This window comes from Pseudomonadota bacterium, assembly GCA_039024915.1.
Taxonomy (GTDB): domain Bacteria; phylum Pseudomonadota; class Alphaproteobacteria; order Rhizobiales; family MH13; genus MH13.
Map to the genome: position 1 here is coordinate 181,501 of JBCCPK010000007.1, position 17,339 is coordinate 198,839.

The 17,339-nt window shown below is 58.0% G+C and carries 17 protein-coding genes; 7 read left to right on the forward strand and 10 right to left on the reverse strand.

Going from position 1 to position 17,339, the window contains the following annotated elements; translation table 11 throughout:
* Nucleotides 1-105: 105 nt before the first annotated feature.
* The 5 genes from AAF739_14985 (at nt 106) to AAF739_15005 (ending at nt 4,228) form a co-directional block, all read left to right on the forward strand.
* Nucleotides 106-690: a hypothetical protein gene (locus AAF739_14985; GenBank protein ID MEM6383975.1), complete on the forward strand. Its 585-nt coding sequence runs from the start codon at nt 106-108 to the stop codon at nt 688-690.
* Nucleotides 691-935: 245 nt separating this feature from the next.
* A complete protein-coding gene (gene adh, locus AAF739_14990) occupies nt 936-2,459 on the forward strand; it encodes an aldehyde dehydrogenase (GenBank protein ID MEM6383976.1) in 1,524 nt (507 codons plus the stop codon).
* A gap of 129 nt (nt 2,460-2,588) precedes the next feature.
* Nucleotides 2,589-3,179 (forward strand): NAD(P)H-dependent oxidoreductase, encoded by a 591-nt coding sequence (locus AAF739_14995; protein ID MEM6383977.1) that lies wholly within the window; start codon nt 2,589-2,591, stop codon nt 3,177-3,179.
* A 222-nt stretch (nt 3,180-3,401) separates the two neighbouring features.
* A complete protein-coding gene (locus tag AAF739_15000; GenBank protein MEM6383978.1) occupies nt 3,402-3,719 on the forward strand; it encodes a DUF779 domain-containing protein in 318 nt (105 codons plus the stop codon).
* 122 nt (nt 3,720-3,841) lie between these two features.
* Nucleotides 3,842-4,228: a hypothetical protein gene (locus AAF739_15005; protein ID MEM6383979.1), complete on the forward strand. Its 387-nt coding sequence runs from the start codon at nt 3,842-3,844 to the stop codon at nt 4,226-4,228.
* 27 nt (nt 4,229-4,255) lie between these two features.
* Here the strand turns inward: AAF739_15005 and AAF739_15010 are convergent, their stop codons facing one another.
* From AAF739_15010 to AAF739_15025, 4 genes are all read right to left on the reverse strand, one after another.
* Nucleotides 4,256-5,353 (reverse strand): ATP-dependent RecD-like DNA helicase, encoded by a 1,098-nt coding sequence (locus tag AAF739_15010; protein ID MEM6383980.1) that lies wholly within the window; start codon nt 5,351-5,353, stop codon nt 4,256-4,258.
* Nucleotides 5,354-5,395: 42 nt separating this feature from the next.
* Nucleotides 5,396-6,883 (reverse strand): methyl-accepting chemotaxis protein, encoded by a 1,488-nt coding sequence (locus AAF739_15015; GenBank protein MEM6383981.1) that lies wholly within the window; start codon nt 6,881-6,883, stop codon nt 5,396-5,398.
* Between the two features lie 129 nt (nt 6,884-7,012).
* Entirely contained in the window at nt 7,013-7,573 is a 561-nt protein-coding gene (ilvN, locus tag AAF739_15020; protein ID MEM6383982.1) for an acetolactate synthase small subunit, read from the reverse strand.
* A gap of 17 nt (nt 7,574-7,590) precedes the next feature.
* Nucleotides 7,591-9,369, reverse strand: coding sequence for an acetolactate synthase 3 large subunit (locus tag AAF739_15025; GenBank protein MEM6383983.1), 1,779 nt, complete (start codon nt 9,367-9,369; stop codon nt 7,591-7,593).
* A 351-nt stretch (nt 9,370-9,720) separates the two neighbouring features.
* Between AAF739_15025 and AAF739_15030 the strand changes: the two genes are divergently transcribed.
* Entirely contained in the window at nt 9,721-10,905 is a 1,185-nt protein-coding gene (locus AAF739_15030) for an MFS transporter (GenBank protein MEM6383984.1), read from the forward strand.
* On the opposite strand, the gene AAF739_15035 is transcribed toward AAF739_15030, so the two are convergent.
* The gene (locus tag AAF739_15035) at nt 10,866-11,249 is read right to left on the reverse strand and encodes a hypothetical protein (protein ID MEM6383985.1); all 384 of its coding nucleotides are present in this window, start codon (nt 11,247-11,249) and stop codon (nt 10,866-10,868) included. The two genes, AAF739_15030 and AAF739_15035, sit on opposite strands and share 40 nt — an antisense overlap.
* 14 nt (nt 11,250-11,263) lie before the next feature.
* The gene (miaA, locus tag AAF739_15040) at nt 11,264-12,196 is read right to left on the reverse strand and encodes a tRNA (adenosine(37)-N6)-dimethylallyltransferase MiaA (GenBank protein ID MEM6383986.1); all 933 of its coding nucleotides are present in this window, start codon (nt 12,194-12,196) and stop codon (nt 11,264-11,266) included.
* 26 nt (nt 12,197-12,222) lie between these two features.
* Between miaA and serB the strand changes: the two genes are divergently transcribed.
* Complete coding sequence (gene serB / locus AAF739_15045; GenBank protein MEM6383987.1) at nt 12,223-13,122, forward strand: phosphoserine phosphatase SerB; 900 nt, start codon at nt 12,223-12,225, stop codon at nt 13,120-13,122.
* Between the two features lie 33 nt (nt 13,123-13,155).
* Here serB and AAF739_15050 read toward each other — a convergent pair whose 3' ends face one another.
* The 4 genes from AAF739_15050 to hflK form a co-directional block, all read right to left on the reverse strand.
* Entirely contained in the window at nt 13,156-14,697 is a 1,542-nt protein-coding gene (locus AAF739_15050; protein ID MEM6383988.1) for a Do family serine endopeptidase, read from the reverse strand.
* 147 nt (nt 14,698-14,844) lie between these two features.
* Entirely contained in the window at nt 14,845-15,054 is a 210-nt protein-coding gene (locus tag AAF739_15055) for a DUF2065 domain-containing protein (GenBank protein ID MEM6383989.1), read from the reverse strand.
* A 6-nt stretch (nt 15,055-15,060) separates the two neighbouring features.
* Nucleotides 15,061-15,966 (reverse strand): protease modulator HflC, encoded by a 906-nt coding sequence (gene hflC, locus AAF739_15060; protein MEM6383990.1) that lies wholly within the window; start codon nt 15,964-15,966, stop codon nt 15,061-15,063.
* The gene (gene hflK, locus AAF739_15065; protein MEM6383991.1) at nt 15,966-17,138 is read right to left on the reverse strand and encodes an FtsH protease activity modulator HflK; all 1,173 of its coding nucleotides are present in this window, start codon (nt 17,136-17,138) and stop codon (nt 15,966-15,968) included. The genes hflC and hflK overlap by 1 nt, the downstream gene beginning before the upstream one ends.
* Between the last annotated feature and the right edge of the window lie 201 nt (nt 17,139-17,339).

The window sequence follows — 17,339 nt, forward strand, 5'->3', positions numbered from 1 at the left end:
AGCCAATGCTGATAACTAAGCCGGTTGTGCTATAGATCACAGACGCTGCCCTGCCCGCGTTCTTGACTGGGTTAGTAGGCGGCTAAGTTGGCGTCGGAGGGCATCATGGAACACATCATCGGCGTTCTTGTTGAAACCAACATCGCAACGATTATCGCCGTCAGCGGTATCGCTCTGTTGTTTCTTTCATTTGCGGGCAAGTTCGGGACCTACATCGAGATCAAAGCGGAACGACAGAACAAGGCTCTCATAACCGGTATTTTCCTGCTGATCCTGGGTGTCGGCATGCACGCGTATCCGTTGCTTTTTGACGATGGCACGGGCAATGGCGGAAACGGTCAGGCCATCGCAGACACCACCGACCCGACAACGACCGGCAGCACCGGCACCCATACTGGCTCGGAAACCGAGACTGAGCGCCGCGTCTTTATTCAGGCGGGCTCTTTTATCTTCGAAGACAGCGCGCACGATGTGCGCAACGAACTGGTGCAACGCGATATTGTGGCGTTTGTGGCACCCAGCGACACGTTCGAGTTTTTGTGCCCTGGCTATTATGTCGTGTTGATTTCAGCGACAGACGATCAATCGGAGATGCGCGAACTGTTGGGCCGGGTACGCGAGGTCGCCCCGGATGCCTTTCCGCGCCTGCGGACACACATTCCTGTTGACCTCTCAGCCTGCCCAAGCTGAGCAGCCGAAACGCGTCGACTTTCCGCGCTTGTGAGACGCACGGTGCGGTTCCGCGGTCGGGCGTGCTGCGGCGTTTGGTATGCGGGCAATCCCTCACGACAAAAGGCTCTATGGAATGCAGGTTAACGCCGTTAGCCGACGCAGCGGTTTGCTGAGCGCCTGCGCACGCGGCTTGCACCGGGCAAAGAGACACAAGATCTCTCATGGCCCATGGAGAAAACGCCTGTTCAACGAGGGACACTCTTATGAACGATCAAACACTTATTGACGCCGGAACGCATGTTTCGCCGTTCGCGAAACGCTACGAGAATTTTATTGGCGGGCAGTTCGTTGCGCCGAAGGCGGGCCGCTATTTCATGAACACGTCGCCGGTGACGGGCGCGGACATCGGTGAAGTAGCCCGCTCGGACGCCGATGACGTGAACGCCGCACTGGACGCCGCCCACGCCGCAAAAGACGCCTGGGGAAAGACATCGCCGACCGACAGAGCCAATATGCTCCTCAAGGTCGCACAGGTAATGGAAGACAATCTGGAGCTTCTGGCGATCTGCGAGACCTGGGATAACGGCAAGGCACTGCGGGAAACGCGTCTCGCCGACCTGCCGCTCGCCATCGATCACTTCCGCTACTTTGCCTCGGTAATCCGCGGCCAGGAAGGCTCCATGGGCGAGTTGGACGACGACACCGTCGCCTACCACTTTCATGAACCGCTGGGCGTCGTCGGCCAGATCATCCCGTGGAACTTCCCGCTGCTGATGGCCGCCTGGAAGCTCGCGCCGGCACTGGCGGCAGGAAACTGCGTTGTTCTCAAGCCAGCCGAGCAGACACCCGCCACGATCATGGTGTTCGCTGAATTGGTCGGCGACATTCTGCCTCCAGGCGTGATGAACATCGTCAACGGGTTTGGCCTTGAAGCAGGCAAGCCGCTGGCAAGCTCGGACCGGATTGCAAAGATCGCCTTCACCGGCGAGACATCGACCGGCCGCCTGATCATGCAGTATGCGACCGAGAGCATCATTCCCGTGACGCTGGAACTGGGCGGAAAATCGCCGAACATCTTCTTCAAGGACGTCCTGCGCGAAGATGACGCCTACTTCGACAAATGCATCGAAGGCTTCGTGATGTTTGCGCTGAACCAGGGCGAGGTTTGCACCTGTCCCAGCCGTGCGCTCATCCACGAAGACATCTACGACGCCTTCATGGAGCGCGCTTTGGCGCGGACCAAAGCCATCATTCAGGCCGATCCGCGCAACGGCGACACCATGATGGGCGCGCAGGCGTCGTCGGAACAGAAGGAGAAGATTCTCTCCTACTTCGACATCGCATCACAGGAGGGCGCGGAGGTGCTTACCGGCGGCAAAGAAGCCGATCTCGGAGGCGATTTGTCGGGCGGCTACTATATCGAGCCGACCGTGCTGCGCGGCCACAACAAGATGCGGGTCTTCCAGGAGGAAATCTTTGGGCCGGTCGTTTCTGTCACGACCTTCAAGGACGAAGCAGAAGCCATGGATATCGCCAACGACACGCTCTACGGCCTTGGGGCCGGCGTATGGAGCCGCGATGCGAACACCTGCTACCGCTTCGGTCGCGGCATCAAGGCTGGGCGTGTGTGGACCAACTGCTATCACCTGTATCCGGCGCACGCGGCATTCGGCGGTTACAAGCAGTCGGGCATCGGTCGTGAGAACCACAAGATGATGCTCAACCATTACCAGCAGACCAAAAACATGCTGGTGAGCTACAACCCCAATACGCTGGGCTTCTTCTAAGTCCTGCTTTCCGGAAGTACGAAATTCTGGCCCGCCGCACGCGATGCGGCGGGCCTTTCATTAGGCATTAGGGGGCTGGAAGCGCCGGTGACCTAAACGGGACGACTGACAAGCTCAGGGAGCGTGCACATGGGAAAGCGAATTTTTATCCTGAACGGCCATCCCGCCGAGAAGTCGTTGAGCCGGAGTTTTGCGGAGAGCTATCAGACCGCGGCAGAGCAGAATGGCAACGAAGTCCGCATCAAGCACCTGCACCAAATACAGTTTGACGCCGATTACGGCGAGGCTGGTTATGACAATGCCAAACCGCTCGAGCCGGCTTTGGAAGCTGCCCTGGCCGACATCGAATGGTGCAACCACTGGGTCATCTGTACGCCCATGTGGTGGGGCGGATTACCCGGTAAACTCAAAGGCTTCATGGATCGCGCACTTGTTCCCGGCCGCGCTTTCTCAACCCGCGAAACGACGAAGCTGGGACTGCCGAAACCACTCCTGACCGGCAGGAGCGCACGCGTGATCATCACCGCAGATACGCCGGGCTTTTTCCTTGCGCTCGCCTACGGGAACGCGATCAAGAAACAGCTAAAGGGTCAGATCCTGGGGTTTGTGGGTTTCAAGCCGGTGGACATTACCTATTTCGCGCCGACCACCGAGGCCGATGAGAAGACAGTTACCGACCGCATCGAGGAGGTGCGCCAGTTGGGGGCACGTGCCGCCTGATACATGCCCTTTCAGATGCATGCAGTTGGCTGCGTTGCCATCGCTTCCCATCTTTGCGGCAAACATTATATAATTCTCTTCAAAAAGAGCCCAACGGCTCAGCCGGGAGACTGAAAAGCTATGAGCGATACGATACAGATAGGGTGCGCCACGGACGGAGACATTGTCGCTGGCACCGACCCGCTTGCCAGGGTCGCCGCAACGCCCGAAGCACTGGATTTCATGGCGGAGATCAAGGCAGACCATGGTGAGATCATGTTTCACCAATCCGGTGGCTGCTGTGATGGATCGTCTCCCATGTGCTACCCCAAGGGCGAATTCCCTCTTGGCGCTTCAGACGTCCATCTGGGTACTGTGGACGGCACCGAAGTTTGGATTTCCGGGCCGCAGTTCGAGGCATGGAAACATACGCAACTGATCCTTGATGTCGTGCCAGGGCGCGGCGGGATGTTCAGTCTCGATAATGGTCGGGAGAAGCGTTTCCTCACACGCAGCCGGGTTTTCACCGAGGCGGAACGAGCTGAACTGGAACTAAGCTAAAGCCCAATCTCACGGTCGCCTGTCTCGATTATTGACTGATGCGGCGGCCAGTATGTCGCGCGACACAATGCGCGGCGAAGCCAGACTTAAACCTCTGAATTTGCGACCTATTTTCGGAAAGCATGAGCAGCAGCGGACTAATCGTTTCGCTGTGGTCCGCTCTGGTTTTCAACACGATTATGGGTTGCCAAATTATGCTTCGCTACAAAAGCACAGACGCGCTTCTGTTCACCCCGGCCCTGCTCATCCTCGCAGTCTGGGTTCTGGTATCATTTTTTCCTTTAGCCAGCGCAGGCATGGCATGGGGCTCTTGGTGGGTACTCGGCCACCTGGTTTTCCTTGCCACAGGTTTTCCTGGCCTATTCGCGGGGTATTTGGTCTTCGCTTGGGCAAGCCGCGCGCCCATCGCCAAGCCCGATCCGGAACGTTTCCGCTCGCGCTGGGCTGTCGCCAGCGCCTACGCGCTGATCTGGCTTCTTGCCTACTGGTTCTTCGTTCGCTTCACTTGAGACATGCACTGTAAGGCGTCGCCGGCTTCAACGAACAATTGTCAGGCGCTCAGCAGCTCGCGTGATCGCCGTATACAACCATCGCTCGCGGTAGTCCTTGAAGGCCCAGCTCTCATCAAACAACACGATATGGTCCCACTGCGAGCCCTGAGCTTTGTGCACCGTCAACGCGTAACCAAAGTCGAAAGCGTCCATCGATCTAGGCACCGGAGGCGCGTTTTCGGGATCTTCGAAGGCCATGGCGGAAAGCCTGACCTTCTGACTGACGCCTTCATCTTCGGAGCGGACGAGAACCTGCAAAGTATTGCCTTTACGACGCCCTACCGAGCTGACTGACCAAAGCGACCCATTGAGCAGGCCCTTTTCCGAACGGTTGCGCAGGCACACAAGCTTGTCGCCTTGTGCCGGCAGCAACCCCCGATAGCCCTGAAGCTCTCGCAGCCTTCGATTGTACTTACGCCGGGTGCGATTGGTGCCTACAAGAACCTGGTCCGCGGCCAGTACCTCGCTTTGGTCGACGTCTGAACGTTGGATTACGCGGCTAACACCGTAATTTCCGTGGTCGAGCCGACCGCCCTGGCGCACCGTGTCGGCCATGTCGATGATCGGGTTTTCACGCGCCTGCCGGTGTATTTCGCTCAACAGCACATCTGGCTCATGGTCGGTGAAGAATCCGCCCCCAGAGACGGGAGGAAGCTGTCCCGGGTCACCTAACACCAGGATCGGCGTGCCGAACGATAGAAGATCTCGGCCAAGCTCCTCATCGACCATCGAACACTCATCAATGATAACGAGATCAGCCTTTGAAACCGGACTGGAACGGTTGAGCGAAAAAAGGGGCGAACTCTCGCCCGTTTCGTCATCAGCTTCCTCACCCTTGGGCCTGTAGATCAGCGAATGGATGGTGCGCGCGTTTTCCGCACCCTTGCTGCGCAGAACCTGTGCAGCCTTACCCGTAAACGCCGCAAACTGGACATCGCCAGACACATCCTCCGCAATCAAACGGGCCAACGTGGTCTTGCCGGTTCCGGCAAAACCAAAGAGGCGAAAAACTGGACGGTCGGGGGCTTTGAACCAGCGCCGCACATCGGCGATGGCGCGTTCTTGCTCGGCAGATAGCTTCATGCAGCGGGTTGTATACGCTGCTCACAAAGCCCGCCAGCCGGTTTAGCCCAGCGCTTGCGCCGCTTCCTGGACCTTTTGGATTGACGCATCAACCAATTCGGTTGCTTCGGCAATCTCGCGAACACCTTCGTTCATCTGAGACACACCGTCAGCGGCAACCTGCATGGCACCGGACATTTCGGTAGTCGTTGCGGACTGTTCTTCGACTGCGGACGAAATGACTGTGGTGATTTCGCTGATCTTCACGATCGTTTCCGTGATTGCACCAATGGCTTTGACCGCATCGCCGGTCGAGCTTTGCACCTTGGCAATTCGTTGTCCGATCTCTTCGGTTGCCTTGCTCGTCTGCGTAGCGAGAGACTTGACCTCGGATGCCACAACGGCGAACCCTTTGCCTGCCTCCCCGGCCCTTGCCGCCTCAATGGTCGCATTCAGCGCCAGAAGGTTGGTTTGTTCGGCGATGTCAGAGATAAGTTTGACGACGTTCTCAATCTCTCCGGCGGCCTCGGAAAGCCCTGTGACAGTTGCCGTCGTTGTTTCTGCCTCTTTTTCCGCCTGCTGAGAAATAGTGCTGGCGTCGACCACCTGGCGGTTAATCTCGTTGACGGACGCCACGAGTTCTTCAATGCCCGCTGCGATCGACTGAACGTTTTCCGAAGCCTGCTCGGACGAGCTTGCCACGGTAGACGCTTGCATGCTTGCGGTGGATATTGCGCCGGTGATCTGACCTATATCGGCAGACATTTGCTGTTGGGCGTCCTGGCGTCGCTCGCGCGCTTCGATCTCAGAGGTCACGTCAGACGCGAACTTCACGACCTTGTAGACTTCGCCTTTGTCGTTCAGCAGAGGGCTATAACTCGCTCGAAGCCAGAGTTCTGATCCATCTTTTCGGCAGCGAACCACTTCACCAATTGATGCTTTACCAGCGGCCAGGTCAGTCCAGAACCGGCCATAGTCCGGTCCATTGGCCTCGGCGCTAGGCATGAAAATCCGATGATGCTTCCCGACGATTTCTTCCAGACGATAACCGGTTGCTGACAGAAAATTCTCGTTGGCGTCAAGGATTGTACCGTCAGGCATGAAGGAGATTACCGCTTGCGAGCGCCCAACAGCCTTGATCTGTGCTTCGTAATCGCGCCTCGCCAAGCGATTGGCAGCATCGCGCCACTCGACAACAGTGCCCAGGCGCTTGCCGCCTGACCCGATGATCGGCTGTGCGACGAGATCGAACTTCACCCCACCAACCTCGATCATGGTTTCAAACAGACCGGACATCGCGCTAATCATGCGCTTTTGGTGGCTGGGGTCCTTGTGGAAGATATCGATGTTCGCACCGACAAGACCATCCACCTTGAAGGCGGGAAGGTCCTGCTGAATAGCCTTTTCGTTCTCAGACAGGTATGCGATCAGCGCCTTGTTTATATAGACGATATTACGATCATTATCCGCCACCATCACGCTGGCGGACAGGTTTTCAAGGACAGTAAGAAGTCGGTCAGTCTGGACCGAAGAGCGAAAATTTTTAAGCATAAAAGGCGCCTCCCGAAGCGAGGCGCGAAATATAAAGAAAACTACTTAATAAAACTTTTCTAATATACGATCCACGTTCAGCGTCGCAGCACACCCGGCGGCGGACCAAGGGCAAGCCTCGATGGCTTGTTAAGCTATTCCCTGGGCGCCGCGCGTGACCGCCGCCACGCCGGTTCGCGACACTTCGACAAGGCCAATTTCCGCCATCAGATCAATGAAACGATCGATTTCACGGGTCCGCCCTGCGAGCTGGAACACAAAGCTCTCCAGTGTCGCATCTTCGGTCGTTGCGCCAAAAGCCTGAGCCAGACGCAAAGCCTCAAGCCGCGCTTCGCCGGTTCCCGCCACCTTCACAAGCGCCAGCTCGCGTTCGAGGGCGTCGCCAGCCTCAACGGTCAGGTCGGCGACCTGATGAACCGGGACCAACCGGTCGAGCTGATGGCGAATTTGTTCGAGAATCGCTGGCAGCCCGGTAGTCACAATGGTGATGCGGGATAGGTGTTTGTCATGCTGTGTTTCGGAAACCGTTAAGGAGTCGATATTGTAACCACGGCCTGAAAACAGTCCGATGACCCGCGCGAGTACACCCGGCTCGTTTGTGACAACGATCGAAAGCGTGTGGGTCTCCACCTCGGTGCCAAGGTCAGTAAGGAAGTAAGCCGATCCGGTGGGCTGATGTTGTGCGTTCATGATTAAATCTCCCGGTGCTAGACGAGCACTTTGCCTTCTTCTCCAATGGCGTTTTCGATCTCCTGATCGGGCACACTCTCGCCCAGAAGCATCTCGTTATGAGCCTTTCCAGAGGGGATCATCGGGAAGCAATTGGCGAGATTGGCGACGACGCAATCGAAGATCACCGGACGATCAACCGCCACCATCTCGTTGATCGCGTCATCGAGCTCATCTGGCTTTTCGGCACGAATACCGACACAGCCATACGCTTCGGCAAGCTTTACGAAGTCAGGCAGTGCTTCGGAGTAGGAATGAGACAAACGGTTGCCATGCAACAGCTGCTGCCACTGCCGGACCATCCCCATGTAGGAATTGTTGAGGATAAAAATCTTCATCGGCAGATTGTACTGAACCGCTGTCGACATCTCCTGCATCGTCATGAGGACCGACGCGTCTCCCGCAATGTCGATAACCAACGCATCGCGATGGGCAACCTGGACACCAAGCGCTGCTGGCAGCCCGTACCCCATAGTGCCCAATCCACCTGACGTCATCCAGCGGTTTGGCTCTTCGAATCCATAGAACTGGGCTGCCCACATTTGATGTTGGCCCACCTCGGTGGTGATGTAGGTCTCGCGGTCCTTGGTCAGCTCATACAGACGCTGGATCGCGTATTGCGGCATGATGACCTTGTCGTTCGGTTTGTAACGCAGCGAATCGCGCGACCGCCAATGGTCAATTTCGCCCCACCAGCTTTTCAGCGCAGCCTTGTCAACGTTGTGGGCCACACTTGGCCACAGGCGCACCATCTCTTCCAGAACATGCGCGACATCGCCCAGGATGGGCACGTCAACCCGCACAACCTTGTTGATTGATGAGGGGTCGATATCGACGTGAATCTTCTTTGAGTTTGGCGAGAAAGCATCGATCCGTCCGGTGATGCGATCATCGAACCGCGCACCAATATTCACCATGACGTCGCAGTCATGCATGGCGAGGTTTGCCTCGTAGGTGCCGTGCATACCCAGCATACCCAACCATTGTGGATCGGACGCGGGAAACGCCCCAAGCCCCATCAAGGTGGAGGTGATGGGCATTCCAGTCGCGCGGACAAGTTCGCGCAGCAAGTGCGATGCCGCGGGTCCTGAGTTGATAACCCCGCCACCAGTGTAGAAGACGGGCTTCTTCGCCTTCGACAGCAGCTCGAGCGCGCTGCGAATGGCCTCGCGGTCGCCTTTAACGCGCGGCTTGTAACCTTCATAGCCGGTGCGCGCGCGCCCATTCTGCGGGCCTTCATAGGTGCCCATCGCAAATTGCACATCTTTTGGGATGTCGACCAACACGGGCCCAGGGCGACCAGTCGTAGCGATGTAGAAAGCTTCATGCAGAATGCGAGGTAGGTCGTTTACATCCTTGACCAACCAATTGTATTTGGTGGCTGGCCGCGTAATGCCGACAGTGTCGCACTCCTGGAATGCATCCGACCCGATAAGCTGCGTGGGGACCTGTCCGGTGATGCAGACCATGGGGATGGAATCCATCAGTGCATCGGTCAGCGGCGTCACCATGTTCGTCGCACCGGGACCAGACGTCACAAGCGCAACCCCGCATTTGCCAGTTGAACGGGCGTACCCCTCGGCAGCATGCCCGGCCCCCTGTTCGTGCCGGACGAGAATGTGTTCGATATCCGACTGTTGATGGATTTCATCATAGATCGGCAGCACCGCTCCGCCAGGGTACCCGAAAATGTGTTCAACGCCCTGGTCCTTCAGAGCCTGAATAACCATCTCGGCGCCCGTCATTTGCCGTGTCATCTCGTTCTTCCATCCCTTTCGTACCGCCCTCAGGGCCGTTTCGTTCCGCAAGATGCCCACATACATCTCGCGGATTCAGACAATAAAAAAGGCCCTTCGAAGAGGGCCTGTGCGCACACCGGATTGTTTACGGATCTACAACGACCCGCACCCGGTGTGCCTACCTACAAGTACAATGTTCGAAGCATCTACCATAACGAAGCCCTCGTAACCGATCGCTTGCGCACCGTCAAGAACCGTAAAAGGCCGCCAATACTAGCCAAGTATGCGCCATTCTCACTGTTCAGCGCGTGCGAAAACGGTTAGGCCACGCCCACCGTCCCACGTTTTCCCAAGAGAGCTCCCTGCCGCATGGCTCTTGCCTTTATGCAGCACCGTATCGCTGTTTCCTCTATGTTTGTCATGAATGGTGCTCTGGTTGGCAGCTGGGCACCCGCGATCCCCTATTTCAAGGACAAGCAAGGCCTCTCAGAGAGCGAACTGGGTCTGAGCCTGCTGCTGATCGGGATTGGGTCGTTGGTAACAATGCCGATCACGGGCGCGATCATCGCTCGGCGTGGCTCGACAACGATTCTTAGAGTTGCAGCGCTCGCCTGCACAGCGGTGCTTCCGCTCGTACTGCTGGCTCCATCAACAGTGACGGCATTTGCTGCCCTGTTGGTCTTCGGTGGAGCGGTTGGTTCGATGGATGTCTCCATGAACGCCAATGCGGCGCGCATCGAACAAGTCTACGACCGGCAAATCATGTCTTCGTGCCACGGATTTTGGTCCTTAGGTGCTCTTATCGGCTCCGGAGTGGGCGGAACCGTTTTAGGCTTCGTGGGATCGCTGGGGCTATCGGTGATGATCGCGGCCGGACTTTTGGTCGGCAGCCTGGTTTGGGGATCACGGCTTATGCACGATGAGGTCGAACGCGGAGAAGGAATCGAGAAACCATCACTTACGCTGCCACGCAGTCTTACAATCTACCTGATTGCACTGATCGCCTTGGCAGGCTTTACCGCAGAAGGTGCGGTGCTCGACTGGGCTGCACTTTATCTGCGCGATGAACGCGACGTGCCCGCCTGGATGGCGGGATACGCCTTCGCCGCATTCGCAGCAACAATGGCCAGCGTCCGTTTTGTCGGTGACCCAATTCGCATGCAACTGGGTGATCAGCGCACCATGACGGCCTCATCAATCCTGGCTTTTGCGGGCTTCCTTATGGCAGGTCTTGCGCCAAACCTGGCCCTCACGATCATTGGGTTCGGGGTGGCAGGTCTCGGGCTTGCGAACATAGTGCCAATTGCATTCGCTGCCGCCGACCGCACACCCGGGCTCCCGCGAGGCATCGGTATCTCGATTGCAACCTTTTGCGGCTACGCTGGCATACTGTTCGCCCCGCCGGTCATCGGGTTCTTTGCCGAACGGTTCAGCTTTTCGGTAATTTTTGCTGCGATCTCAGTCCTTGCGCTCTTGACGCTCGCAGCAAGCCCCACGGTTCGCAGGAACGCACATCAGGGCTCCAGCACAACCACATCAACACGTGTTGGATAAACCGTCACACGCACCAACGGCGTGCCGTTTACAATAGCCCGACGAACATCTGGCCGGATAAGACCGCGCGATACGAGCCGTTCAAAGCGTCCGCGCTCATGGGGGTCCGAAAACACCTCATCCACCTCGTCTTCGGGGTCCGCAGCGTCGAACCTATGCACGTTGGCGCGGTCCTGACGAAGCACGCCGGCAACAGTATCGTGGCGCACGCCTTGGGATGTCTCGTGGTCTGCTGAACTCAGCCGCGCCGTATACTCGGTGACGAGCCGACCCTGAGCTTGGCTTGCTACAGGTGCCAGCACTAGACCGAAGACCATCATGGCCCGGAAAACTCGGTTACGCATTCTCAGTCCCTGTCTCACCCTGTCCTGGGCATACTTGCAATCTCGTTGAGCACGGCCGCTGCGAGAGCTTCATCTTGCGGATCACACCAAAGCCAATCAGCCATGTGACCGCGAAACCACGTCATCTGACGTTTGGCATACCGCCGCGTCTGCATGCTCAGATGATCGAGCGCTGTCTCATGATCCGTTCGGCCTTGCAAATAGGAACCAATGACTTCGACGCCAAGAGCCCTCATTACGGGTAAATCCTCTGCCAGCCCTCGGGCGTGAAGTCGCTGCACTTCAGCGAGGCCTTCGGCCTTGAACATCAGCGCGGCGCGCATCGAAATGCGCTGCTCAAGCCAACTCTTGTCCGGTTCCAGGACCAGCTTCACCAGCGCCGTATCGCGGATAAGACCGCCGTCCTTCGGAAGATCCTGCCAATAAGCCAGCGAACGGCCTGTCGATAGCTGCACTTCAAGCGCGCGTGAAACCCGCTGACTATCGGTTGGTCGCAAACGCGCCTGCATCTCACCGTCTAACTCATCGAAGAGCGTCGGCGCCCCGTCCAACTCGCAACGGGCGCGAACCTGCTCGCGAACCGTTGGATCAACTTCGGGGATCGGCGATAACCCTTCGAGCAAGGCCAGAAAATACAGGCCTGTACCGCCGACGAAGACAACCGTGGCGTCCTGCGCATCGGCCAAAACAATCCGCACCTCGTCACGCCACTTCGCCACCGAATAGGCCTGAGAGCCATCCCGATGACCAAAAAGCTGATGTGGGATGCCTGCCTGATCCTGTTTCGATGGACGCGCTGTGATGATGGACAGATCGCGATAGACCTGCATCGAGTCACAATTCACAATTACTGGCTTGTGAACCTCACGCGCGAGCCGCAAAGCAAGCTCAGACTTGCCGCTGGCAGTCGGTCCTGCGATACACAGCGCGGCCCTCACCCCAATCATTTCCTTACAGCTTTACGACGCCCTCAATGACGCACATATGCACGCTGATCGCTGCCCGCGCCAGCCAAGCCCTGACGCACGAAACGCTCACGCAGGCCTCGCAGGCTATCGGCGGCGACGTGCAGACGCAGGAGCTTGCCTCCCTGTCAGCCTACGATCTCGCCTTCACGCCGTCGGGCGATGAACACTTAGCCAACGCAAGGCAACGTGTTGGGGAAGCGCTTCGTCATCTGCCAGTCGATGTAGCGATTCAACCAGCCTCCCATCGGCGCAAGGCGCTTTTCCTCGCCGATATGGATTCAACCATGATCGAGCAGGAATGCATCGATGAATTGGCCGCCGAGATCAATATCAAGGATCATATTGCCGGGATAACCGAACGCGCGATGCGCGGCGAGATAGCCTTCGAACCAGCGTTGCGTGAGCGCGTTGCCTTGCTCAAGGGCATCCCCGAAAGCGCCATAGACCGCGTCTTTGACGCGCGCATTCGCCTAACCCGTGGCGCGGAAACACTGATTGCCACCATGCGTGCCCATGGCACCTATTGCGTCCTTGTTTCCGGCGGCTTCACCCATTTCACCAAGAAGGTTGCAAAGGTGCTTGGCTTCGACGCGCATCACGCCAACAGTTTGATCGTGGGCGACGGCGTCCTGACCGGGGAGGTCGCTGAACCTATCCTGGGCAAGGAGGCCAAGCAGCAGACACTCGAAGCCTATGCCGCCCAGCGGGGCGTTGACCTACAAGATACGATGGCAATTGGCGACGGGGCGAACGACCTCGCCATGATCGGCGCGTCAGGTTTGGGCGTTGCCTTTCGCGCAAAGCCCGCCGTGCGCGCCCAAGCGGATGTCGCACTCAACTACGCCGACCTCACAGGTGCGCTGTACTTGCAAGGCTATCGCGACGCAGATTTCGTCAGCGCCTAAGCACGTTACCCAGGCGCTGGTTGACGACCATCGTCACTCTGCGGGGATAGCGAAAAACCGGCTTTGGCCGTCTTCATCTTGGACCAGCATCAAAATCTGGTTGCGCCCCTCCTCGCGCAAGGCATCGACCCGCTCAACGACATCCTCGGGTGTCTCAACGATCTGCTGGCCAACCTCCACGATGATCATGCCAGGCTCGATTTCCTTCGCGGCAGCCGGTCCATCGGAAAAAACAACGGCAACAACGGCACCGACAGCTTCATCGGGAACATCAAAGCCAAGCTCCATGGCCTCATCAATCGTCGCCAATTCCATCCCCAGCAAGGCGACCGGCTCTGGCCCCTCTTCAAGGAGCATATCGTCCGCTCCCTCACCGTCTCGAAGCGCGAGTGTGATCGACAAGCTCAATGGCTCACCACGCCGAATGACATCGACCTGGACCTCGGTACCAGGCGGCGTCTGTGCCACGCGCGCTGGAAGATCATTGTGGCTTGATATTCTGCGCCCGGCGAACCGGACAATCACATCACCGCGCTCGATACCGCCGACCTGCGCCGGCCCACCGTCCATGACGGCGGACACAAGCGCACCACGCGGCCGGTTCAGTTGAAGGCCCTCAACAAGGTCTGGTGTCACTTCCTGGATGTTGACCCCAAGCATACCGCGGCGCGTCGCGCCGAACGTTACCAACTGCGTGACAATTGCATCAACCGTCGACGATGGAATGGCGAAGCCAACCCCAACGGAGCGGCCGTTGGGCGACAAGATCGCTGTGTTTACACCGACCACATTGCCGTTGAGATCAAACAAGGGCCCGCCAGAGTTACCGCGGTTGATGGCTGCATCGGTTTGGATGAAAGAATCATAGGGACCCGCACCGATATTGCGGTTCATCGCTGAGACAATGCCCAGCGACACCGAACCACCCAAGCCGAACGGATTGCCTATCGCCACGACCCAATCACCAATACGCAGCGCGTCTGAGTCGCCGAAGCTGACTGCGGGTAGCGGTTCGTCCGGTTCAATTTGCAAGACCGCAAGATCGGTCGCCTCATCACGACCGATAAGCTGTGCGGGATAACTGCGCCCGTCCGTCAGAACAACATCGATATCGTCAGCGTCTGCAATCACGTGATTGTTGGTGACGATGATACCTTGCTCATCGATGATGAAGCCGGATCCCAGAGAGTTTTCGCGTGATGGCCCATCCCCACCCCCATCCTGATCGAAGAACTCCTCGAAAAAGTCTTCGAACGGCGATCCCTCAGGCAAATTCGGCAATGGAAGGGCACGCCTGCCGGCAATTCTCTGGCGGGTTGAGATGTTGACCACCGATCCCAGAAGGCCTTCGGCTAGGTCAGCAACGCTAACGGGCATTTGCGGGCGAAGTTCCGGCCGCACATCGGTACTCGATTGCCCGAACGCATGGTTGGGCGCCAACACGACCGAACACGCGATAAGGAGGAACCCCAGCATCAGGAGACAGCGAGTCGCAGCGCTCGGCAGATCTACTGAGGGCGTCTCACGAAGTTGTATCGACCGGGCGGAGACGGCCACATCTGCATCAGACAACATCTTCAAGCCGCGCTCCCCTTTGCTCATGCCTGCACCACCGAAGGACGTAAATAGCGCGCAAGCGGATAGTAAAGTGGGCCGCAAGCATCAGGAGATCAAGGGAGCAAATATTCCGGCGCGACACACAAAGCCGGCAAACTCACACCTTTATGAGCCGAACCAGGTCCGAGCTGCGTAAAACGCGGCGACCCCCATCGCCAGAGACACGACACCGGCGATCCGTAGCGCCTGGGGGCTCACCTGCTCGACCATGCTGAGCATCTTCCGCGCGGCATCAGGGAACAATGCGTACAAAAAGCCCTCGGCAACGAGAGCGCCGCCGAGGACCAGAAGGATGAGTTCGATTAAGCCGTCCATGCGACCCTATTGTGTGGGCACCGCAGCCCCTTCGGTTGGCCGCTGCGCGCCGCCTTGCTGATCGCCGAAGTAGCGGAAGAAATCCGATTCCGGGGAAATCACGAGGCTCGCACCGTCGGAGAAGCCTGCTTCGTAAGCTTGCATCGAACGGTAGAAGGAGAAGAACTCGGGATCGCGCCCAAAGGCTTCGGCAAAGATCGCGGTGCGTTCCGCATCGCCTTCACCACGAATCTGCTCGCCTTCGCGGGTCGCGTCGGCAACGATAACCGTCACCTCACGATCCGCACGGGAGCGAATACGTTGGGCCGCTTCTTCACCTTGCGCGCGAATCTCTGTGGCTTCGCGCTCACGCTCAGTCTGCATGCGCTGGAAGATTGCCTGCGAGTTCGCCTCCGGCAAATCAGCGCGGCGAATACGCACGTCAACGATTTCCATCCCAAATGATCGAGACTCTCGGTTCACCTGATCACGGATCCTGCTCATCAGGTTGCCACGATCATCACGAACGATCGTGATGTAGCTAACCTCACCAAGCACACGACGTGTCGCCGAGTTGAGAACCGTCGATAACCGCGACTGGGCCCCGGCAATGCTACCGACTGTCTGGAAGAAGGCCAGAGGATCGGTAATCCGGAAGCGGGCGAATGTATCGACCACCAGACGCTCCTGGTCAGCGGCGATAATCTCTTGAACCGGACTGTCGAGGTCCAGCACGCGCCGGTCGAAATAGCTCACATTCTGGATGAACGGCACCTTAAATTTCAGGCCCGGTTCATTCTCGACGCGGAGCGGTTCACCAAACTGCAGGACGAGTGCCTGTTCGGTTTCATCGACGATAAACACGGCCGAATAAACGAGTGCGGCAGCAACCGCGAGCACGATTAGGCCGGCGCCTCCAAATAAACGTTTCATTACTGGGTAGCTCCCTGACGGCGCGTGAGTTCATTGATTGGAAGGAAGGGTATGACGCCTTGACCACCATCATCGGTATCAAGAACGATCTTTTCGTTGTCGCGGAAAATCCGTTCAAGCGTTTCGAGATAAAGGCGCTGACGTGTCACCTCCGGCGCAGAACGGTACTCATTGTATACGGCGATGAACCGATCGGCCTGACCACGCGCTTCCGCGACCGTTTGTTCGCGGTAAGCGGTGGCGGCCTCCAAAATCACGGCTGCTTCACCGCGCGCCTCGGGAATCACGCGGTTCGAGTAGGCCTGCGCCTGGTTCTGGACGCGCTCATTGTCCGCGCGCGCAGCCTGCACATCACGGAAAGCGTCGATCACCTGGCTCGGCGGGTCGACGGTCAACAGCTGAACCTGCGTGATTTCAACGCCCGCACCGTAACTGTCTAGCGCTTCCTGCATCAGTTCCTGAACGGCAGTCTCAGTAATCTGACGACCTTGGGTGAGAAGCGGCTGAATTTCAGATCGCCCAACCACTTCGCGCATGGCTGATTCCGCAACAGCGCGAACCGATCCTTCGGGGTTCTGAATGTTGAACAGGAAAAGACGCGCATCAGCGATCCGCCAAAACACAGCGAAGTCGATGTCGACGATGTTCCCATCCCCGGTAAGCATCAGGCTCTCCTCGGGGACATCGCGTGCGCCGGCACGGCGAGGGTCTTCAGCCCGCGTACCAACATCCGCCCGGTTGATCGTCGTCACCGACGGGGTGAAGACGGTTTCAAACGGTGGCGGAAGCCGGAAATTCAAACCCGGCTGCGCGGTGCGAGAGAATTCGCCAAAACGCAACACGACGCCCTGCTGGTCCGGCTGCACCCGGAAGGTGAAAAAATTGTAGGTCACGAAAACCAGGGCAACCAAAGCCACAACGGCAATCAGCCCCTTGCTCGCGCCGCCAAACGGCGCTTTTCCACCACCGCCACCGCCAGCCGGCAAAATGGTTTTCAAACGATCTTGGCCCTTTCGGATCATCTCTTCAAGATCGGGCGGGCGCTGGCCACCTGGACCTTGTGGGCCCTGCGGTCCACCACCGCCATTACCGCGCTGCGGTCCGCCACCCCAAGGGCCGCCACCGCCGCCCCATGGGCCACCGCTTCCACCAGACTGATTATTCCAGGGCATCTGCATCCTTTCGAAACACACGCGACAAGATCAGTGCAAAGCTGAGCACCATCGCGCCGCACACGCTTTGTATGAGATTGTGCGGATGCACATGGTCCGCCTTGCAGATTCTTTCAAGCTCGCATCGGCCCGAAGAGCCTATTTTCGCACCAAAGCCGCTCTTTTCGCTGCACAGCTTGCTTAAACGGAGCCATTTGGGGA